At 48.2% G+C, this 20,753-nt stretch carries 19 protein-coding genes and 1 pseudogene; 11 read left to right on the top strand and 9 right to left on the bottom strand.

Annotated elements, in window-relative coordinates:
• Positions 1 to 214: 214 nt before the first annotated feature.
• A complete protein-coding gene (locus tag COW20_17020; protein ID PIW45946.1) occupies positions 215 to 421 on the bottom strand; it encodes a hypothetical protein in 207 nt (68 codons plus the stop codon).
• Positions 422 to 600: 179 nt separating this feature from the next.
• Between COW20_17020 and COW20_17015 the strand changes: the two genes are divergently transcribed.
• On the top strand, positions 601 to 792 hold the full coding sequence (locus COW20_17015) for a hypothetical protein (GenBank protein ID PIW45945.1): 192 nt from the start codon (positions 601 to 603) through the stop codon (positions 790 to 792).
• A 4-nt stretch (positions 793 to 796) separates the two neighbouring features.
• Here COW20_17015 and COW20_17010 read toward each other — a convergent pair whose 3' ends face one another.
• Both COW20_17010 and COW20_17005 read right to left on the bottom strand, forming a co-directional pair.
• Positions 797 to 1,279: a GyrI-like domain-containing protein gene (locus COW20_17010; protein PIW45944.1), complete on the bottom strand. Its 483-nt coding sequence runs from the start codon at positions 1,277 to 1,279 to the stop codon at positions 797 to 799.
• A gap of 68 nt (positions 1,280 to 1,347) precedes the next feature.
• Positions 1,348 to 2,505 (bottom strand): pyridoxal phosphate-dependent aminotransferase, encoded by a 1,158-nt coding sequence (locus COW20_17005; protein PIW45943.1) that lies wholly within the window; start codon positions 2,503 to 2,505, stop codon positions 1,348 to 1,350.
• Between the two features lie 114 nt (positions 2,506 to 2,619).
• Here COW20_17005 and COW20_17000 point away from each other — a divergent pair, with 114 nt between their 5' ends.
• Positions 2,620 to 3,492, top strand: a complete 873-nt coding sequence (locus COW20_17000) for a hypothetical protein (protein PIW45942.1) — start codon at positions 2,620 to 2,622, stop codon at positions 3,490 to 3,492.
• 78 nt (positions 3,493 to 3,570) lie between these two features.
• Positions 3,571 to 4,782, top strand: coding sequence for a penicillin-binding protein (locus COW20_16995; GenBank protein ID PIW45941.1), 1,212 nt, complete (start codon positions 3,571 to 3,573; stop codon positions 4,780 to 4,782).
• An 11-nt stretch (positions 4,783 to 4,793) separates the two neighbouring features.
• On the opposite strand, the gene COW20_16990 is transcribed toward COW20_16995, so the two are convergent.
• Together COW20_16990 and COW20_16985 are read right to left on the bottom strand one after the other, a co-directional pair.
• A complete protein-coding gene (locus tag COW20_16990; GenBank protein PIW45940.1) occupies positions 4,794 to 5,879 on the bottom strand; it encodes a hypothetical protein in 1,086 nt (361 codons plus the stop codon).
• A 3-nt stretch (positions 5,880 to 5,882) separates the two neighbouring features.
• Complete coding sequence (locus COW20_16985) at positions 5,883 to 7,082, bottom strand: hypothetical protein (protein PIW45939.1); 1,200 nt, start codon at positions 7,080 to 7,082, stop codon at positions 5,883 to 5,885.
• 28 nt (positions 7,083 to 7,110) lie between these two features.
• Here COW20_16985 and COW20_16980 point away from each other — a divergent pair.
• Both COW20_16980 and COW20_16975 read left to right on the top strand, forming a co-directional pair.
• Positions 7,111 to 7,338, top strand: a pseudogene (locus COW20_16980) (hypothetical protein).
• A 1,067-nt stretch (positions 7,339 to 8,405) separates the two neighbouring features.
• Positions 8,406 to 8,900, top strand: a complete 495-nt coding sequence (locus tag COW20_16975; GenBank protein PIW45938.1) for a hypothetical protein — start codon at positions 8,406 to 8,408, stop codon at positions 8,898 to 8,900.
• Positions 8,901 to 9,121: 221 nt separating this feature from the next.
• Here the strand turns inward: COW20_16975 and COW20_16970 are convergent, their stop codons facing one another.
• Genes COW20_16970 through COW20_16960 form a run of 3 tightly spaced genes read right to left on the bottom strand, consistent with a single transcriptional unit; the run spans position 9,122 to position 11,192 of the window.
• Positions 9,122 to 9,841, bottom strand: a complete 720-nt coding sequence (locus COW20_16970) for a hypothetical protein (GenBank protein PIW45937.1) — start codon at positions 9,839 to 9,841, stop codon at positions 9,122 to 9,124.
• Positions 9,838 to 10,677, bottom strand: coding sequence for a hypothetical protein (locus tag COW20_16965; GenBank protein PIW45936.1), 840 nt, complete (start codon positions 10,675 to 10,677; stop codon positions 9,838 to 9,840). Before COW20_16965 ends, COW20_16970 begins: the two co-directional genes overlap by 4 nt.
• Complete coding sequence (locus COW20_16960; protein ID PIW45935.1) at positions 10,674 to 11,192, bottom strand: chemotaxis protein CheW; 519 nt, start codon at positions 11,190 to 11,192, stop codon at positions 10,674 to 10,676. Before COW20_16960 ends, COW20_16965 begins: the two co-directional genes overlap by 4 nt.
• Before the next feature lie 229 nt (positions 11,193 to 11,421).
• Between COW20_16960 and COW20_16955 the strand changes: the two genes are divergently transcribed.
• Positions 11,422 to 13,560: a Fe-S oxidoreductase gene (locus tag COW20_16955; protein PIW45934.1), complete on the top strand. Its 2,139-nt coding sequence runs from the start codon at positions 11,422 to 11,424 to the stop codon at positions 13,558 to 13,560.
• 65 nt (positions 13,561 to 13,625) lie between these two features.
• On the opposite strand, the gene COW20_16950 is transcribed toward COW20_16955, so the two are convergent.
• The gene (locus tag COW20_16950) at positions 13,626 to 14,615 is read right to left on the bottom strand and encodes a hypothetical protein (protein PIW45933.1); all 990 of its coding nucleotides are present in this window, start codon (positions 14,613 to 14,615) and stop codon (positions 13,626 to 13,628) included.
• Positions 14,616 to 14,912: 297 nt separating this feature from the next.
• On the opposite strand from COW20_16950, the gene COW20_16945 reads away from it, so the two are divergent.
• From COW20_16945 to COW20_16925, 5 genes are all read left to right on the top strand, one after another.
• Complete coding sequence (locus COW20_16945; GenBank protein ID PIW45932.1) at positions 14,913 to 15,155, top strand: ferredoxin; 243 nt, start codon at positions 14,913 to 14,915, stop codon at positions 15,153 to 15,155.
• Positions 15,156 to 15,490: 335 nt separating this feature from the next.
• The gene (amrA, locus tag COW20_16940) at positions 15,491 to 16,024 is read left to right on the top strand and encodes an AmmeMemoRadiSam system protein A (protein PIW45931.1); all 534 of its coding nucleotides are present in this window, start codon (positions 15,491 to 15,493) and stop codon (positions 16,022 to 16,024) included.
• Positions 16,025 to 16,264: 240 nt separating this feature from the next.
• Complete coding sequence (locus COW20_16935; protein PIW45930.1) at positions 16,265 to 18,013, top strand: hypothetical protein; 1,749 nt, start codon at positions 16,265 to 16,267, stop codon at positions 18,011 to 18,013.
• Between the two features lie 2 nt (positions 18,014 to 18,015).
• Entirely contained in the window at positions 18,016 to 19,398 is a 1,383-nt protein-coding gene (locus tag COW20_16930) for an EscN/YscN/HrcN family type III secretion system ATPase (protein ID PIW45929.1), read from the top strand.
• Positions 19,380 to 20,753, top strand: a 1,374-nt coding sequence (locus COW20_16925) for a hypothetical protein (GenBank protein PIW45928.1), incomplete at its 3' end; no start/stop codon positions are given. The genes COW20_16930 and COW20_16925, both read left to right, overlap by 19 nt.

Genomic DNA, 20,753 nt, shown 5'->3' with positions numbered 1-20,753 from the left:
AAGATTTGGCTGGATATTCAGAAAATGAAGGTTGATCATGTATCTGATCTTTTTTGGATCGTGAGGATCGATTTTCTTCTGAAATTTTACAAAAATGGCTCAAAATGATCAGAACTGATCAGAGTTGATCTAAAAAGCCCAAATTTTGAGTGTGAAAAAATTTTAAAAAATCTTGTCTTTCTGGCGCATGACCAGGATTTCAGCCGATCAAAAATTAGCTTTTTGTAGGGGCTTGAAAAGCATCAATAAAATCGCTTAAACAATCCAAAGCATCGTAGAGATCATTTTCAGCAAAGACCAGCGCATCAGGCGCATCTTCTCCCAGTGTTTCGCGGTATTCATTTAAAAGGGTTTTGAGATCCGATTGGATCTTTTCGGCACTTTGTGTAAACTTTGCGCCTTGTTCGGGGGAAAGCGACATGTATTCAAATCCTTTTCTGACTGTTGGGCAGACAGAGTTTTTATACCAAATATAGCCCAGGGCACAGTATAACAGATTGGGTGAGAGATCTTGTGGGCCCGCTTTGATTTGAAATCCAGGGTCGAAACCGGTTAGAATTTTGAAAGCGTTCGCAATAATCTGGAGAGAGAAAAAGACCTATGAAAAAACGAAACCTAGTTTTGCCCCTGATTTGTATGGTCGGTGTTTCAAGTTTGAGTTCCTGTTTTGGTTTGAAAATCAAAGTCAAAGAAGAGATCAGAATTAAAAAGGACAAGGACAAACACCACGACAAAGACAAGGACAAAGACAAGCATAAAGACAAACACAATCACGGGCATGACAAGCACTGAGACTTTAGTTCCTGCGAAGGGGAATCCAAAACTCCTCTTCTGAATCCTCAGCATTGTTTTTGTATTTAGGGCCCATGACCTCAAAATGAGGGCGTGTATCCAGGCAATATCCTGATTGGGGCAGCCATTCTGTAAAAATTTTTTGCAGAAAGGGAAAGGCCTGGCGCGCATCGCCACGGTATAAAAAGACGGCGTAAAGCCCACCGGGGAGCTGCACCGCCTCCAGTCCTGAAGGCAGCACAGTGATCGCTTGCACTTCAACAGCTGCCCATTTTTCAAATTCTGCAGTGGGGTCAAAGCGGTCGAAATAAGTGGCAGGATAAATTTCGATGGAATGAAAGCCAGGATCGATGACCTGGGCAATTTCTTTTTTTCGGGGGGCAAAGGCCTGCCACAGCGCGATATTCTTAGCGGCTGCATTGACAGAAAGCTGAATGCGTTGACCTACGCAGATTTTGGGGGGACAGACTTCAATTCTGGCTTGCATGGTTTGCTTTCTGAGTTGGATTGACAAGCGCTGCAAGAATTCTGGTTCTTTCCTGCAGCGCTTTTGAATTAACCTACGAGGGCTTTTTTGATCCGTTCAAAGCCCTTGCGGATATTTTCTTCACTGGTTGAGAATGAAATCCGCAAATGGCCGGGAGCGCCAAAAGAAGAACCTGGTACGACTGCGACATGGGCTTCTTTGAGCAGATACTCAGCCAGGGCATCATCATCGGCAAAACGTTCGCCCAGGTATTTTTCTACATTGGGAAAAAGATAAAAGGCCCCTTGGGGTTTGACGCAATCAAAGATTTCGGTACAGAGTGGATAGGCAATGTCCAGACGGCGCTGGAAGGTTTCTTGCATCTGCAGCATGATCTGGGGATCCATTTCAAGCGCTGCAATGGCACCAAACTGGGCAAAGGTGCAGACATTGCCGGTTAAATGGCTGTGCAGATTGTTAATCGCTTTGACCAGGGCTTTGTCGGCCACCAAAAAACCGACCCGGAAGCCGGTCATACAATAGTCCTTTGAAAAAGACTGGGTGGTAATCACCCAAGGAGCAAAGGCGGGGTCGAGGGCGGCCAGACTGAGATGTTTGGCGCCATCATAGGTCAGGCCGGCATAGGCTTCGTCTGAAACCACATAAATTTCATGTTTGAGTGCCAGCTGGCCCACGGCCCGCAGGCTGGCTTCAGAAAAAACAGCGCCTGTGGGATTGTTGGGGCTGTTGACCAGAATGGCGCAGGTTTTGGGTGTAATTGCGGCTTCAATTTTTTCAAGATCCAGCTGATGATCTTGGGTATCCACAAAGACAGGGGTGCCCCCTGCCAATTTGACAATTTCAGGAAAAGTCACCCAATAGGGCGAGGGAATAATCACCTCATCGCCAGGATTGCAAATGGCCTGAAAGACATTGTAGAGAATTTGTTTGGAGCCATTGGCGATCAGAATATTTGCGGCTTCGGCAGCAATGCCATTTTCTTTTTGCACTTTTTCAGCGATGGCTTTGCGCAGGGCAGGCAGGCCAGGCACTGCTGAATATTTGGTTTTTCCAGCTTTTAGGGCCTCAATCGTGGCCTGAAGAATGGGTTCAGGAGAATTAAAGTCGGGTTCTCCGGCATTAAAGGAGATCACTTCGGTGCCACTGGCTTGCATCTGCTGTACCAGATCCATCAGGCCTGTGGTCTTTGATTCTTCAATATTCAAAATACGTTGGGACAGTTTCATGGGGGTTCCTCCACCGCAGATCAATGCGCTGCATCATACCACAGCCCCCCCGCGTGGTGGGAGTTGACTCAATCGCCTTTTCAAACAAGGCGCTGGCAGCGTTACAATACCCCCATGAATACCTTTCTCACCAACCCCCTTTTCATGGTTTTTAAGGCCATGCTGGCCTGTGTTTTGGCTTTGATGCTGGATCAGCTTTTGGGCAATCCGGATCATGTTTCTTCGACCTTTGTGGCTGTTTTGTGTATTACGCCGACGGTTCGTCTGGGCTTAAAAAATGCACGGGCCCAGTTAATCAGTGGTCTTTTGGGGGCCTTTTGGGGAATGCTTTTGAGTTTCTGGGGCTGGCCAATCGCGCTTGCTCTGCCCTTGGCCGTTGGGCTGGCGATTGCTTTTTCCTTTGCTCTGAAAATGGGAGAAGGCTATAGCACAGCCGCCTTTAGCGCGCTGTTTGTGGTGCTTGTGCATTTTCATTCTCCACTGGAGACCTTTGGCGTGCGCCTGCTTTCGCTTTCGATTGCCGCTTTGAGCAGTTTTTTGGTCAATGCTCTGGTTTCTTCGTTGATCTACCGCGATATTTTCAGCGAACGCCTGCAAAAAGTTGAAAACAAACTCTATGAAATCTTGCCCGAAGTCATGGCGGGCAATGGGGCTTGCGCGGATCAGGTCTTTGAACTTTTGGCTACGCTCAAGGGGCAAATGCGGGAAACCCTGAAAGAGCTTGAAATTCGCAAAGCCTGGAAAACCCATGCCCAGGTCAGTACCTTGTTTCAGCGGGCCCAATGGTTAAATTATTTATTGCATCTGTGTTGGGATTTGGCCTGGCTGCAGCGTGAAGAGGGTGTGGCGATAGAACCTGTTCAAGCCTTTATTGCCTGGGTGCGTGGAGAAAAAGCTGAATTTGTCTATTTGCCTGATGAACTCCTGGGAATCCAAAAACGGATCATCTCTGTTTTGCGCCAGTTGCATCTTAGCCATGAAGCCTGATTTTGGTTCGGATTTTCTTCTGCTAAGCTGTTAAGACCATCTCTGTCGGAGGCCATTCCCGTGAAACCAGATTCAAGATTGAGCAAAATCAAGCAAAAAATAGGGAACCTTTGTCTGCTTGCGGTTTTGGGGCTTGGTGTATGGGGCAGCACCTCAGCTCAGGCCCGGCCCTTCAGCACGTCTTCTGAAGTTCTCAATCCCCATGCACTTGTTCAGCCTTTACCGTTTCAACTGGCGCTTCAACCCGAACGCTACCGTCTGGTGGATGAGGCTGTTTTGCGGGTGATGGAAGATCAGGGGCTGGTAGGTCTGGCCTTGGGTCTGGTTGAAAATGGCAAAATCAGCTATCTCAAAGGCTATGGTTGGGCCGATCGCGAAAACCGTGAAGCGGTCACGCTCCAGTCTTCCTTTCGCTGGGCTTCGCTTTCCAAGCCGGTCACCGCTGTTTTGAGCCAGCAGTTGGTGGAACAGGGTCTGCTCGATCTGGATCAGGATATTCAAAAATACTGGAAAGCTTATCACAATGTCCAGGGCTGGCCTTTAACGCAGCGCCAGCTTTTGGCCCATCTGGCAGGGATTGGCAGCTATGACGAAGTGGCAGGCTGGCAGGCAGGCTTAAGAAGCTTCCAGGCCGGAGCTGGCGTGCAGACGCCGGCCCATATGTCAGCTGCCAGTCAGGCCGTTTTTGCCGCTGCTCCCCTATTGCAACGACCGGGTCTGGCTTATCACTATTCCACCTTTGGCTATATGCTGGCAGGGGCTGTGCTTGAACAACGAAGCGGGCAATCCTATTGGCAACAGTTTCAAGAGCGCATCGCCCAGCCCTTGGGCTTGACCAGTATCCAGCCGGATCATGCCGGCACCTTTATTCCCTACCGGGTCAGTGGCTATTACAAAGATCGGGGCAGTGTGGTGAAACGTCCCTTGGACGATGTTGCCTGGAAATTGGCTGGGGGCGGCTTTACTTCCAATATTCAGGATTTAACCCGTTTTATGCAGGCCTTGATTCAGCATGAACTGATCTCCCAGCGTGGCAGTGAAGCCCTCTGGACGGTTCAGAAAACCGTCGAAGGACAGGCCACAGCTTATGGCCTGGGTTTTGGGGTCTCCCAATTTCAGCAGATTCGCAGGATTGAGCATGGCGGTTCGCAAACCCGTACCCGTACCCTGATGAGTTTTCATCCCGATCAGAAGCGGGGACTGGTATTGATGTGCAACAGTGAATGGGCTGAGCTTGCACCCTTGCGGGATGCACTGTTTGAGATTTTACAAACTTCTGAATGGCTGTAGTACTATGCGGTCTAGATTTTGGGAGATTTTGAAATTTCATATTTCCAAATAGACAGGTTTTTAGAAGAAGAGTCAATAAAAGCAAGGGTGGGACCGAATGGATTGGGATAGACTTCAGAGTAATTGATAGGGAGTATCTCTCTTTTTTGTATCTGTTTATTATTGGGATCTATCCAAATTAACTCCAAATCATTTGGTCCCTGTATCTCTGTTGCTTTCTCGTAACAATTAAAGTAGTGCTCTTGGCCGATGGTGATCAGACTTTGGCCATCATAAGAGAAAAACATGTCTTGGATTAAAGTATGGGGATGTTTAATTATCTCATAAGACCCCCAATCTTCTCGATCAATGATCACCAGACCATTTGCCATGGAAGTAAATATTTTTTTTTGATTTACCAGCAAGGTGCTGAAGTACTCTGGCGGTGATAACATTGGTAATTCACCTATACCACTTCCTGTTTCCACATCAATAACCAAGAGTTGAAATTGAAAAAAAAATGAAGTGTCTGCCTTAACAAGTGTTAACAAGCGTTCATTGAGCCAGAAAATATCGGCATATCTATAAAAACGTTCTAAATGAAGTTCAATTTTGTCTGTGTTTGCCTGCAAAGTGGTATCATCTATTTTCCTTAATAGTTTGCCTGAAACAGTCTCAAAGATACAGACACTTCGATCACCCCGTATAGCTACCAAATGTCCATCAGGGCTGACTTGGATATCTTGCTGACTTTCTGTGGCAAACAGCTCTTGAACAGAGGAATCAAATAAAGTTTGCCGCACAGGCTCTTCAAACGGATTATCTGGGTTATAGGGCTTTACAAGCGATTCATCCAAGTGAAAATAAGAAAAACCATAATTATCGAAAGGATCTATTAAAAGAAGCAGTCTTTTTTCATTGGGCTGTTCCTCTAAGAGCAACATTTTTCCTAAATAACATAACCCATTGAGGTCACTTAATTGCTTGATTGCTGGTTGACTTTTCAAGGAATGGACATGAAAAAAATTAAAAATACTGTCACTGCATATTATTAATTCTTCTTCACCCAGCCACAATAGATTCATGGCACGGATTTCTGTTTGGTAGATCAATTCCACAGGCTAACGCATCCCGGCAGGCACAAACTGCTGTAGGTTTGTGAAGCAAGAGGTTTCCCAGGCAGTATGTTCTGCTCTAGAAAAAGAGCTATATCTTGTAAATAGGGCAATAGGGTCATTGGGATCAAATAAAGGATCACATATTTTTGTGTAATAGTGTAAGTTTTTCATTCCTTTTCTAGAATAGGGGCTTCCTAAAGGAAGATTCGTTGGAAAAGCTGTTCGAATTATTTGATCCTCATTTTGGGGTTGGCCATAATAAGCAAATGCAGACAGTGTAGTCGCTCCTCGTTTGCCCATTAGTGCAATTGATTCAATTGGGGCACCTGTTTCTTTATGGGTTAAATCTTTTCCAATTCCCCATTGATCTGCCACATCAGACATATTTGCGACTGAGCGAGCCATTTCTAAGACGTAATTTGCAGAGAATTGGTCAGGAAAACTGTCATCTTTTCTGTAAGGATTAACCTTGTCGGCGAGTCCATAGAGCCGATTGTCTGCTGTATCGACTTTAAGCCTAACCATTGTGGGTATTGTTTTTTCTCTTGCATTCGGATTCGTGGCCATACCCTCACGAACAATGATGTCTTTCATTTCTGTAAGTGTATTCACAAAGAAAGCGTGCTGTGCTTTGCTGAGATAGTCTCTTTTATGCCTTTCAAGGATATGCTGGATGCTGTCTGGCGTAAATACTTTGGGAGTCGAGTTTTTCGATGAGTAAAGAGGAAAGTCATTAATAACCATGACTTCTTTGTTTATATTGAGCACTTTTAATGTGATGAGAGTGGTTGGATTTGGCTCATTATAACGAATATCCACATTATCAATAATTCCGATCAATGAATATTTACCTGCAGGAACAAAATTTGGGCCTGCGCCAGCACCGTTTCTGCCAAACCATTTTGTACTTTCCAATTTAGCTGTTCCACGTGTACTTAAAAACTCAAAAGGTATGCGGAAGCCAGGAATTTGATTTCCTGAAGAGTCTACAAGACGTACAGTTCCTGTTGCTCTGATTGTAGCAAGAGCCTCGGCAACTGCTGCTTTTGCTTTATTTTCTTTCTTTAGATAAACTTCTCCACCAAGATCAACATAGGTTCCATATCCTATTTTAAAATGGCCTGTGCTAACTTTTGTTTGAAGAATTGAAAAGGCTTCTTCAGGATTCGAAATCTCTGGTTCAACAACCAAAGTCAAATCCAATTCTTTACTTTCATTGCCCGGTTTTTTTGTTGGCGTAGCCGTGGGTCTGGGTGTGGGCGTTTGTACAGGAGGTGTAGGTGTGGGGCAAATCCCGCCTGGACACGGCGTTGCTGTGGGTACAGGCGTTGGTGTAGGACAAGTTCCAGGGCAAGGCGTTGTTGTGGGGCCTGGAGTTGGGGTCGCGTTCGGATCGGGTGAACCACTGGCATTTGGATCGGGAGTAGGCGTTGCTGTTGGGGGTGGAGTAGGCGTAGGAAAGGTCAGATTGCTGACCTGAATGGTGGCTGAGTCTGTTTTATCACCTGCAACCAATTGCACAGAATGAGGGAAAGGGCCGACCCTGTTGCCATTGCAGGTTCCATCCCAGGTAATGCCTTCTGCATTGCCAGCTCCTGTTGAGAGGGTGCATTCTTCGCTATCTACAAAGAGTTTCCAACCGGGGCAAAGCGGAGCCTGCACAGAGAAGCTCACACTGCCGCCATAGGGCAGTTCAGTGGCACTGGGGGTGAGTTTAAGCAGACTGGAAATATTGAAGTTTGCTATTTTTGCGCTGTTGGGGTCATCGGTATAACGTGCTGTGAGAGCATATTCTCCATCAGGCAAGCCGGTACTTGAAATAGGGATGGTTTGATTGCCTGTAAAGGGGCCAAAGCTTTGTTGGTCAGCATTGCAGCCATTGGCTGGCCCTGTTCTTTGCAGCAAAAGCTCCCAGGGTCTTGAGGGGTTAGAAACCGTGACCTGTGCATCAGCAGAACTGGGAGCGCCGTTGGGCACCAGCAAGGACTGTGAGAGCGTCAAATCCAAACTGTCATTGCGCACCACAGTAAGGTTTAAAACTGCTTTATAACTGGGTAAATCGTCATAGAAAAGGGCTGCGGTATATGGGCCTGTGGGAATATTTCCGCCCAAAGTGAAGGTGTTATTGTTTCCTGTGCCCTGATAATTTTGGCTGAAGTTATTGGGGCCAGTAATATTCAGTGTCCAGGCTTTGGTTTTGTTTTCGGGGGTGATGGTGAATTGAGCTTGGTTTAGGTTGGTGTCAGTGCTGCCCAAATCGACAGTATCAATATTGCTGGCCAGGGTAATGGCTGGTACACAGGTCGACATTGAACCAGAAAAGTAGAGAGTTTTTGAGAGCTCTGCTTTGGCATAGGTAAAGGGATCTCCGGGATAATTTGAGCCTTTGAGAATAGAACCAGAGATCGTCAAACTTGCGCCAGAGGAGGTGGTATTGAAAGCAATAGAGCCCGTAGCACCGCCTAAAAAGTGATGTGAATCGTTAAATGAGAGCACCGTGCCAGAGGGCAGAGGAAAGGAATAATTTTGATTGGGTTCGAGGATTTTATCGGGGAAGACCAATTTAGGGATATCCATTCCCGTAGAATAGATGGCGGTGGTAGGTTGTCGGATCTTGACGCTCATAGTGAAATTGCTGTCAGGAGAAGAATTGGGGTAAAGAGTGCCCTCGATCATCGTGACATCGGCATTGATAGTACCTGTAATCGAAGCGAGAATACTGCCACTGGTATTGGTGGGGTCGAGGTAGAGACATTGCCGGGATTCAGTGGAGCTGGAACCTTTAATTTGAAAGCCCTGATTGCTGGCCTGAATGGGTTTAGGGGCAGGACGCAGAGCTTTGCCGATGACAGGGTGAGAGGCTTGTGGGGGGGGGAGCCAGAAAGGAGAAGCAGAGGGCAAGGGAGATGTGGCTTGTTTGACAACAGGAGGCTGGGCCGTACAGGACAAAAGAAAAACGACCAACAAGGCCCAAGTCAAAAAAGAACGCACGAAAAGAGACGATTTTCCCATCGTAAATAACTCCGTCAGCGGCTAATGATTTTCTGAATATATTGCTTTTAGGCTGAAAAATCAAAGGCCAAAATCTGCAATAATTCCTTTTTGATTGGATTGGATTGGATTGGATTGGATTGGATTGGATTGGATTGGATTGGATTGGATTGGTGTTTACCTGTGTTTTTTGGTGTATTGATATTGTTTAAAAATATTTTTTATTTGAAAGGACTCAGATTTCTCATCGTTTAGATTGATCGACGCGCCAGCTCGGCCACCCGTGAGTCGCTGTCTCTTTTGCCCCTTTCGAGCAAGCGTCTGATTTCTGGGGTGGGGTGAAAAGAGAGCAGGCCTTCAACAATGCCCAGGCGGGCGAACCAGTCGGCATCCTGGGTAAGAATGTGCTCAAAAATAGGAAGAACCTCTGGGGCCTGTAATTTGCCCAAGGCTTGTGCGGTGAGACGAATCCACCAACCCCGATTGAGTTCTGGGGGGGCCAAGAGTGTTTGCTTTAGCAAGGGCAATGCGCGCGAATCGTTTAAATCACCCAAGGCTGTGATCACGCTCCAGCGCAGACCCTGATCCGCGTGCCTTTGATAAAGGGCCAGCAGGGGCTCCAGGGCCTCGGGGGCTTGCAGGCGTCCGAGAGCCTCCGCAAAATAGCCCACCGCACTCAGATTCGGGCTGTTTAAGTTGCACAGTAGGGGCTGGATGACTTGGCTTCCGGCTGCGACCAAAGCCTCTGTGAGCGTTCGGCGCAAGCGCCAGTATTCATCGCTCAGATCGCCGGGATCGTCTTCGAGATCTGCGTCAACGAGTTGGAGCAGGGCCTGAATCAGGAATTCGATTTCTTTGGGGCCGCAGATTTGGCCCAGCTCTTGAGCGCTTTGAAGCGGCATCTGTTCAAAGGCACAAGCCCGCCTCAGGTTTTGCCAAAGGGCTTGAAAATCGGGCTGGGGCTTTTTCATGGAGGCGACTGTTTAAAAAAAATCAGTCCATCGTCACCCAGACCCTGGGCTGCCATTTGCTTGAGGGTTTCTAAGAATTCAGACTGGGCCACACGTCGGTTTTGAGAGGGAATTTCAAGTTGCGTGAAATGTGGGTAGATGAGCCCGAGAAAAGCCTCAATACTGACCCCACTGACATCCTGCAAATGATGGGGCAAAAATTCAATTTGAAGTACCCTGGCCTGAGCAAGCAGTGCCTGCATGCCTTTCAGGGCGAAGTATTCTGACCCTTCAATATCCATGACGATCAGCTCAAAATGCTGGCCGGTGAGCAGCGTATCCAGAGCGACGGCCTGAACCTCGATTTCGGCGGGTTGGTCATAGAAATAGATCTCTTTTTTATGCTGGGGCAGGCGTTTGCTTCCGCCTGTATTGGAGGGGTTGACCAAAAAAGACAGGGTTTCGCTGCGCTCACTGGCAGCCAGGCAGAAAAGCTGGCAGTTTTCAATCTGATTGATTCTCAGATTGAGTTCGAGCAATTCAAAGCTTTTGGGGTTGGCTTCTATGGCCACCAGGCTTTGGCAGCGTCGGGCCAAGGGAATGGCCAGAGAGCCAATATGGGCACCGACGACCAGCACGCTGCTTTCAGGTTTGAGCAGAGCCGCTAAGCGTTTTAGCTCGGCCTGCCCCCAATTTCCTTTTTGACGCAGGCTGCGTCCGACATCGAAATCCTGAGGGTCTACGGCAAAAAGACCTTGTTCTGTTTGGGTTAAGATTGCCAGACTGTGAGGCCCCAGCAGACGAGAGAGGCTTTGGGCCGCCCATGCTCGTAATTTGAGCTTGAGCCGAGGGATCAACCTGCAAGCGCCTCCCCCTGGCTTGTTTGGGGATTTGTTTCATCTTCATTGAGAATTTTGTCGATATCCAATAAAACCACCAGACGTTCGCGGCGGGCATTTTCATCTTTGTTTTTCAGTTTGCCCACCCCAACCATATAGCGTGCGCTCACTGCTGTGCGCAAGCGGGCGGGTGGGGGCGTGAACAGATCGGCAGAAACCCGCAAAACCTCTGATACCGCATCTACCAGAAAACCCACCATATCATGATGGGTTTCGACAATGATATAGCAGCTTTCACGGCCAGGTTCCTGGGGGTTGAGATGAAAGCGCTTGCGCAAATCCAGAATCGGAATAATCTGCCCGCGTAAATCAATAATGCCTTCAAAATATTCGGGAATATCCGGCATTTGTCGGGGCAGGCTGAGTCGGTGACAGCGTTGAATTTCCTGAACATGGCTGACAGGGATTGAATATTCTTCTGTGCCGAGGCGGAAGACCACAATATATAACTCTTGAGCAGAAGCGGCAGGCATGTGGGAAACTCCTTGGGCAATGGCTGTTCTTGAGAAAGCTGGTGGTTCACAGTGAACCTTGTTTCAGTGTAAACGTCGGGGCGCGGTGCAGCAAGCCCAAGCAGGCAGCGAATTGACATCCGCTCATGACGCAGTGTATAAATTTAGAGTGCCTTTTATGATAATTTGATATTTTCTTAAATTTTCACCGATACAGAGAAAACACAAACAAGTGAAGTAATTCTAAACCATGGAACATTCGAGTATTTTCTTTGGACCCTTGGAAATGGCCTTCTTTGCGATGGTCATGGTGTCTTTGATCGGGCTTTCGGCCTATGGCGCTTCGATTAAATACCAACTGGTCCAGATTGGCCAGGCCGAGGATCGTCAGCCTCAGCCCGATGATTTACCCAAACGTCTTTGGGAAACCGTTTATGATGTTTTTTATTGGGCCTTCCGTGGGGTACGTCCCTGGGTGGGTCTTTTGCATACCTTTATTTTTGTAGGCTTTTTCGCCTTCCTTTTGGCCACAACGCACCATGTTTTGCGTTTGTTCACCAATGATGTTGAATTTTCGGTGCTGAAATTTATCAGCCCGGTTTTGGATCAGGGTTATGCCCTGCTTGCGGATATTTTCGCAATATTGGTTCTGATTGGGATTGTTTCTTTGGCCTATCGCCGTTATGGCATGAAGCCCAAGGCGCTCTATCCACCTGCTGAAAATCAGAATATTCTCGTCAACAAAGAATCCCGTGAGAATCCCTGGCTGGAGTCTTTGATTACGATTTGCTTTATTACCCTGCTGATGGTGTCTTACCTCAGCACCGAAGGTCTGGCAATGGCGTGGGTTCAGAAAGCCAACAGCGCTTTCAATTTTGAGCTTTTCCGCCCCTTCTCCTCGGCCACCGGTTGGGTGTTTTTTCAGATGCATTTGCCTGAAATGGCCCAAGTGGTGCTCTATCACCTCTCCTGGTGGGTGCATATCCTCTGTGTTTTGGGTTTTGCGGTGTATATTCCCTTTTCCAAGCACTTGCACCTCGTCGCGGGCCCAATCAATCTTTTCTTTAAACGTCAGAAATCCTATGGCAAAGTGGACATGAAAAAAGACCTCATGGCCATGCTGGAAGATGAAGATGCGGATGAAGATGATTTCAGCATGGGCGGGATTCAATACCTTCATGATCTTTCCTGGAAAAACGTTTTGGATACCTTTGCCTGTATTGAGTGTGGCCGTTGCGATGATGTCTGCCCCGCCAATGCCACGGGCAAAGAACTCTCCCCCAAGTGGATGATTGTGAATACAAAGCATCTGCTGGCTGAAGAGAAAGAAGCTCTTTTGGCAGGCAAGCAGTCTGAAACGCCACTGGTGGGTCATGTGATGACGGAAGATGCGCTTTGGTCCTGCACCACCTGCGGCGGCTGTATGGAAATGTGCCCCATGGGCATCGAGCATATCGTCGATATTGTGGGCATGCGTCAGCACCAGTTGATGGAAGAGGAATCTTTCCCCAGCGAATTTAAGACGATGTTCCAAAATCTTGAGCGCCAGGGAAATCCTTGGGGACAGGCCCAATCGACCCGAGCCGACTGGTCCAAAGGGCTTGAAATCAAAACCCTTTCTCAAATAGAGGATATCAATCAGTTAGACGTTCTCTATTGGGTCGGTTGTGCGGGTTCCTACGATGACGGCGCCAAGAAAGTCGCTGTTGCCTTTGCACAGTTGATGCAGGCAGCAGGTCTGCGTTTTGCGATTCTCGGCAAAGAAGAAAAATGCTGCGGCGACCCGGCCCGGCGGACTGGCAATGAAATGCTGGCTCAACAGATGATTGCTGAAAATGTGGAAGTCATGAATGAATATGGCGTGAAGCATATTGTGACGGCTTGCCCACACTGCTTTCATACGATTAAAAATGAATTTCCCGATTTTGGCGGGCATTATGAAGTCAAACACCATACAGAACTGCTTCAGGAATTGATTATTCAAGGCAAATTGAAGGTCAATACTGAAACTGGCAAATGGCTGACCACCTTCCATGACCCCTGCTATTTGGGCCGTCACAATGATGTCTATGACCAGCCCCGCGCCCTTTTAGATGCCATGGGGCTGCCCCAGGCCGAAATGAAACAGAGCCGCAAGGCAAGTTTTTGCTGCGGCGCTGGCGGAGGCCAAATGTGGAAAGAAGAAAACACAGGCACCCGCGTCAATATTGCCCGTACCCAACAGGCTTTGGACACAGGAGCCACGATGGTGGCCGTTGGCTGCCCCTTCTGTAAAACCATGATTCAAGATGGAGTCAATGACCACAACAAGGGAGATGAGGTCAAGGTTCGCGATATCGCTGAAATCTTGGTTGATTCTATCCAAGCTGAGGTTCCTGCCCAGGCTTGAGTCGAAGCAATTGCTTCAAATACCGCCTTCGCAAGGGGGCGGTTTTTTCTTGCCGATTTTTGGCCTCAGTCGAGGGGTTTGAGTCTTTGTAAAAACAAGCCCAATTCGTGGGTCTCTAGGCCCGCCTGACTGAGCTGATCCAGTTGGGCTTGGGCTATTTGGCGGTGTTTTTCTAGCCACAGATTTAAATCTGTGCGAATATCTACTTTTTTCAATAAATAACGCACGAGGGTATGAGCAGCCTGATCGTAAGGGGTTCTCTGCAGCGCCAGTTCAAGCCTTTCGCGGTCTTCCCCCGTTGATTTCTGTAAACCGATCAGCACGGGCAGGGTATGGCATTGATTTTGAAGATCAGAGCTGATTTCACTGCCCCAGATATTTTGGTAGTCACCCCGGATTTGCGAAAGAATGCCAATTTGTTCGCCCAAACTGCCCAGACGCTCTTTAACCTCACTGTTTGCACCGGCCAGATGGGCCGCACTTTGAAAATAAAGTTTAACGGAGGTGCCTGTTTTGAGCGTGATGGTGCGTAGGGCATCTTCTGGCAAAAGCAAATGCCCTTGCTTTGAACTCAAATCGCGGTGCTGGCCGGCGGTTAAGAGCCAACCCGCCTGAGCGAACATTGTACGCAATTCCGCGATTCTTTCAGTTGGTATTTCAGCCTCTTGCAGGCGGTCCAAGGCCAAGAGTGAAAGAAAGAGCAAACTGGTGCCGGTATTGATTGCAATCGCTTCACTGCCAGCCGGCCAGGCCTGGCGGTCAAGATCCTGGTCTTCGACATCATCGGTCAGGTCTAAAAAGGCATAAAAAAGTGCGTGGGCGGCGCCCAGCAGAATCAAAGCCTGTTCAGAAACCCCTGTGCCTGTTGCTTGCCAGGCCAGCCAGGGCCCCATTAAAGCCGGAAAAACTTTATCCTCAAAAAAGTTCTCTCTCAGTTTATCCAGGGCGCGGTGAATTTGACGGGCATGGGCCTGGTCGCAATTCCAAATTCTTAGATTTTTTTCAAGCTCAAAAAAAACCTGTCTGAAAAGGGGATAAAAGCGTTGGTTGATCACCTCTGAAAGCCTCTGAATTTACTTTTCACTTTAGAAAGCTATTATAGCTTTTTGCGAAGTGCTTCCCCTTTGCCTGCCAAGAGAATTTCAAATTTATCTGCTAGCAGGTGTACAGCGAGACGGTTGTGTAGTAATATGTCAACCGTAGCCCAGTCAGGTAAGATTTTTACCTGTTAAAGCATTGTCTGGTGCGCACCATGGTCCCCAAAATGGCCCGAAAGCCCAGCTTAAATTGATATGAAATTTATAGCGAACGTTCAAAGCACATACCGTATTTAGAAAACGAGGAGATAAATCATGGCCTATATTATTACATCCCCCTGTGTTGACACCAAGGACGCGGCTTGTGTAGAAGTCTGTCCCGTTGATTGTATTCATTCTGATGATGATGCGCCCCAGTATTATATCAACCCAGATGAGTGCATCGATTGTGGCGCCTGTGCTCCTGTCTGCCCAGTAGAAGCAATCTTCCCTGAAGAAGATGTTCCCGAAGATCAGCAGGATTTTGTTCAGGTAAACGCTGACTATTTCAATAAATAGTCCTGACTGAACAACTCGGATTTTAAGCCCCGGTGTCCTATGTAAATAGTGCCACCGGGGTTTCTGTGTGAGCCAGCTCACACAGAAAATGGTCTGCTTAGGTACAATGGTTCTTATACTTGATCGTAAGAGGGAGTTTTGAACGGTGACGAATTTTGAACAAGTGATTCGCGAGTTTCAAAAAAAGCGTGTTGAAAAAGAAATTCATGCAGACCAAATCAAAGAAGACCGCATGCGGGAACTGATGGAGTTGGCTTCTGTGGCTGACTGTGAAATGAAACAGCGTCGCCGCCGCAGAAAAAAAGTTGTTTAGGGCGGGTTTTTAGTTTTTTAAAATGTCCTTATCCCCTCAAACTTTGCCAGAACTGGCGCGTCTGACGATTGAAAATTACGTCAGTTCAGGCGAACTTCCTCAAATGGACCTTGGCGCTTTGGCGGATTTTCAAAAATCTCAGGCCGGGGTTTTTGTGACAATTTATCACCAGCCCAGAGGACAACGCGACCTGCGCGGTTGCATTGGCACGATTGGGCCTACCCAAGCGAATATTCTTGAAGAAACGATTCAAAACGCCATTTCAGCAGCGCTTCGCGATCCCCGTTTTTCCCCTGTTTCAGTGTCTGAACTGTCGGGGCTGAGCTATGAGGTCAGTGTTTTACATGAGCCAGAACCCATTGCCAGCCTGGATTTGCTCAATGTAGATACCTATGGCGTGATTGTGGTGAACGGTTCCCGCAGGGGGCTGCTCTTGCCAGGAATTGAAAGTATCCGTACGGTTGAAGAGCAGGTTTTGCACGCCATGTACAAGGGGGGCATCCGACCTGGAGAACCCGTCTCACTTTTTCGCTTTCAAGTCGATAAATACGTCTGAAAATCCCGCTTAAGCCTTAAAAAGCTTTGTGCTATAATGTAAACCATAAAACTTTGGGTTTGTTCTGAGCTCCTGTCTTGAATTGTTTCAACAGGGTTCTAATACAGTCAGGCCCTCAAGGCAGCACTCAAGCAAGTTTTTATGATGGGTGAACTCCAGAGCAAATTTTGAATCTGTAGATTTTTTCACAGCTTTCTGATCTTTTTTATGCTTGAATTTACAAAAAAGGCGGTTGGATGAATGGGTCTCCTCAAAGCAGCAGATGTTGAATACCTCACGATGGAAGAGGATGCCGATTCCCTGGATGATTCCTGGGAAGAGGGTCAAGAAGTAGGGGATACTTCCTATTTCCGTGGAGGAAAACAATTTGAACTCGCAGCCCCGGTAGTGATCGGTGGTGAGGGGATGGATTTTGATTTCTCAACACTTGATTTACAGACCGATTCACTTGCCGATACCGTTTTCTTTGCTGCTGCTGAAACGGAAGTCATCTTTGGGGAGCCTGTGCTGGTGGGGGGAGCTGCTGCCCTGCAACGTGCAGCCGAACTGGCCTATGAAGAACCGCAGGCCTATGAAGAATATGCCGAAGAAAGCTATGAAGAGCCTGTTTATAGCGATGAGGACTTTTATGATGAAACTGGCTTAGAAGAAGCCGGTCCCCAAGCAGAACCCACCTATCTAAAAGACTTCGCCTCCATGTCTTCTGGTGTGGATTCCGATGACGATGCCGCTGCTGCCTGGGCCGCCCAGAAAAAGAACACCATGCAGACCCGCCTGGATGGCAAAATTCGCAGCATGATGGACGACCAGAAAATGGCGTTGCGGGAACAGTCCAAAGAACAGCTGTCCTTTGTCTCTGCTGAAGAAAAGCAACGTTTGGTCAGTGAAGCCCTCGACTCTCTCCGCAATGCGCCTCAGGCCGCTGAGCTGGATTTTGAAAAAATCTTTCAGGATATTGCTGACTATATTGAAAACCTGGCCTGGCACCATACCGAAAAACTGCAGCAGGATCTTGAAGACGAACGCGCGCAAATGCTTTCCAGCATTGAAGAATATGTTGAAAACTCGATTCATGAACAACGCGAAAGTATGATGCTTGAAGCTGAAGAATATATTTCTTCAACGGTTCAGGAATACAAAAAATCTCTGAATGAAGACAATGAATTCATCAAAGCGGCGAATCAGATCATTGCCCAGCGTGAATCGATTCTGAATGAAGCCTACGACAAATCCCTGATGATGGTTCAGGAATCTGAAGCCGAACATGCCCGCATTGTTCAGGATGCCTACAGCCAGCAGGAACAGGCCCAGCAGATGCTGCAGGAAGCTGAAGCCCAGGTAGAACTGATGGCGCAGGAAGCCCAGGCAGAAGCCGAACGGATTATCTCCGAAGCGAATATGGAATCGGCCCGTATTATTGAAGCGGCTGAGCAATCTCACCAGGAAATCGTTGAAGCGGCGACCCAGGATGGCTTCAATGTGGGTTACCAGGAGGGCCGTGAAGAGGCCATCAAGGAAAATGCCCAACTGCTGATGGAAACTACCAATGCCCTGAATAAACTGCATGCAGCCTTCCCAGTGGCTGTGAAACAGAATGAAGACAAACTGATTAAGCTGGCCCTTGAGATTTCACGTGAAGTGATTCAAGACGAACTCGCGATGAAGCCCGAAATTGTTCTCAAGAGCGTTGAGCGTGCGATAGGCAAGGTCAGTGACCTTGAAAAAGTGATTATCAAAGTCAATCCCCTGGATCTTGACCTTGTCTTGCCCAAGCAGGAATTCTTCAAGAAATTGCTGCCCGATGTTCAGGACTTTATTATCACCGGCCACTACTCGATTGAACGCGGCGGCTGTTTGATTGAAACCAATTCAGGCAGTATTGATGCCCAAGTGAATACCCAATTGGCGGTTGTGGAAGAAGTCTTCCAGCAAATCCGCTCCGAATACGACTTCGATGATGATGGCGAAATGGAGGAGGATGAAATCTAAGCATGGGTAATCTGACGCTGGATACAGGCATTGATTCTTCCTACGAGCATTATTTTGATTATCAAAACTACGCAGTCGCTTTAGCCAATACCAATTTGGTAAGGGCCCGTGGTTCCGTCGTTCAGGTCGTGGGTCTGGTTTTGGAAGCGCTCTTACAGGGTGTAGAAATTGGCGAACTCTGTTATATCCGTTCGGCAGACCGCAAGCGGGTATACCCTTGCGAAGTGGTTGGTTTCAGAGCCCGTCGCGTACTGCTGATGCCGCTGGTGAACCTTGAGGGGATCGGCGCAGGGGCTGAGGTTATTGCCACAGGCAAACAGGTTTCTGTAAAATGCGGCCCCGGTCTCTTGGGACGTGTACTGGATGGTCTGGGCAACCCCATTGACGGCAAAGGCCCTGTGGTTGCAGAAAAATATTATCCCCTGCGGGCCGGTGCGCCGAACCCCATGAAACGTAAACGTATTGATACCGTCCTGCCGACGGGTGTGCGCGTCATTGACGGCATGTTGACCTTCGGTACCGGGCAACGCGTGGGTCTTTTCGCCGGTTCAGGGGTCGGTAAATCCACCCTGCTGGGCATGATCGCCCGTAACGCGAAGTGCGATATCGCCGTGGTCTGTAACGTTGGGGAACGTGGCCGTGAGGTTTTGGAATTTATTGAAGACAGTTTGGGCGAAGAGGGTCTGGCCCGCTCCGTGGTGGTCTCAGCGACCTCCGATACCTCCTCCCTGGAACGTGTAAAAGCCGCCTATACCGCGACTGCGATTTGTGAATATTTTCGTGACCAGGGCAAGAACGTCTTTCTGATGATGGACTCTGTGACCCGTTTCGCCATGGCTCAGCGTGAAATTGGTCTGGCGATTGGTGAGCCGCCTGCTACCAAAGGCTATACCCCTTCGGTATTCGCTTTGCTGCCTGAATTGCTGGAACGTACCGGCATGGGGGAAACAGGTTCAATTACCGCCATTTACACGGTATTGGTTGAAGGGGGCGATATGGATGAACCGGTTGCTGACGCGGTCCGTGGTATTCTCGATGGCCACATCGTGATGGCACGTAAAATTGCCTCTGACAATATTTATCCTGCGATTGACGTACTGCCCAGTGTCAGCCGTCTGTTTAACGTGCTCACCACCCCTGAGCACCGTGCTGCAGCTTCTGAAATCCGCAATATTCTTTCGACCTATGAAAGTGCTGTGGATTTGATCAATATCGGCGCCTATGTGCGGGGTTCCAACGCAGATATTGACCACGCCATTTCAATGATTGACCAGATCAAAAGCTTCCGGCGACAAGGGGTTCATGACCCCACTCCCTTCCAGGACACGGTCAATGCCGTCAAAACCCTGGGTACAAAAACCGCCAGTTGGGCGAATTTGGCCTAAAAAATGGTCTCATCCCTATCGCCCGCGAATCTGCTCAAAGTCAGGCAGGTTCGCTGACCCCTATGTCTGGAGGACACGGTTTTGGAACAGACAGCCTGCCGCTTGCGGTGGGTGCTGTCGCGATCTGCGTGGTCATGGTCGCTGCTTTCGCCAGCTCTGAAGCATCCATTTTAGCTGCCAATAAACTGCGCATTCAGCAATTGGCTGAAAAGGGCGATAAACGCGCCCAGGCCTTCTGTGATTTGCGTGAAAATGAAGACAAAATGTTCGCGACGATTTTGGCTGTTGAGAATATGTTTATCATTTTTGGTTCTTCATTTGGGGTGTCTTCAGCCGAAAATATTTTAGGCCCCAACCATTCGCTCTGGCTGGGTTTTGCCACCATCGGCACCCTGGCACTGATTCCCTTTCTTTTAGAGTTTGTGATTGTACTCTTTGGCGAAATTACGCCCAAAACTTATGCTGCCCGCCACGCCACTCGCATGGCACTGCTGGTCTCCCGTCCGCTTCATGCGGTGATCAATTTACTCTATCCGATTATCAAATACGCGTTTGTGATTCCCTCGCGAATTTTGATTGTGCTCTTGGATCGGATCTTTGGCAGCAAAGAATCTTCCCCTTCGATCACCGAAGAAGAATTGCGCATGATCATTGATCGTTCCAGTCAGGAAGGGGTGCTCGACAGTGAAGAGCGCGATTTGATTCACAATGTATTTGAATTTGGCGATACTGTGGCTTCTGAAGTAATGACCACCCGCACCCGGATTGTGGCCTTTGAAGTAGAAACCACGGTTTGGGATGCCCTGCCCAAAATGATTGAAGAGGGCTATTCACAGTATCCGGTTTACGGCGAGAATATTGACGATATCCGCGGCATGATTTATCTCAAGGACCTGTTCAAAGCCCAGGTCAATGGGCAGTACCGTGAGGGAGATACGCTTGAGAAGTATCTGCGCCCCACCGTGTTTGTGCCTGAAACCAAGAATGTGGTGCAATTGCTTGAAATGATGCAAAAAAACCGCACCCGTGCGATTATCGTTGCAGATGAATTTGGCGGCACAGAAGGCTTGGTGACCCTCGATGATCTGGTGATGGAAATCGTGGGGGATTTTGATGACGATCAAGTGCCGGTTGAAGATTTTATTCAGCCCCTGGGCAATCATGTTTTTCAGGTGCAGGGAGCTACGCCTCTGCATGAGGTCAATGAGATTCTGGATATTGAATTGCCTGAAGGGCAGTATCAGACCATTGCAGGCTTTGTTTTGGCACAATTGGGGCATATCCCCGATGCCGGTGCCTCCTTAAATTATCAGGGCTTAGAAATTTCGGTCACCCATGTCATGGGCCCCAAAATC

This window comes from bacterium (Candidatus Blackallbacteria) CG13_big_fil_rev_8_21_14_2_50_49_14 (genome assembly GCA_002783405.1).
GTDB lineage: Bacteria > Cyanobacteriota > Sericytochromatia > UBA7694 > UBA7694.
The sequence above is the reverse complement of the archived record's forward strand: the minus strand, read 5'-3'. Positions and strand labels throughout refer to the sequence as shown.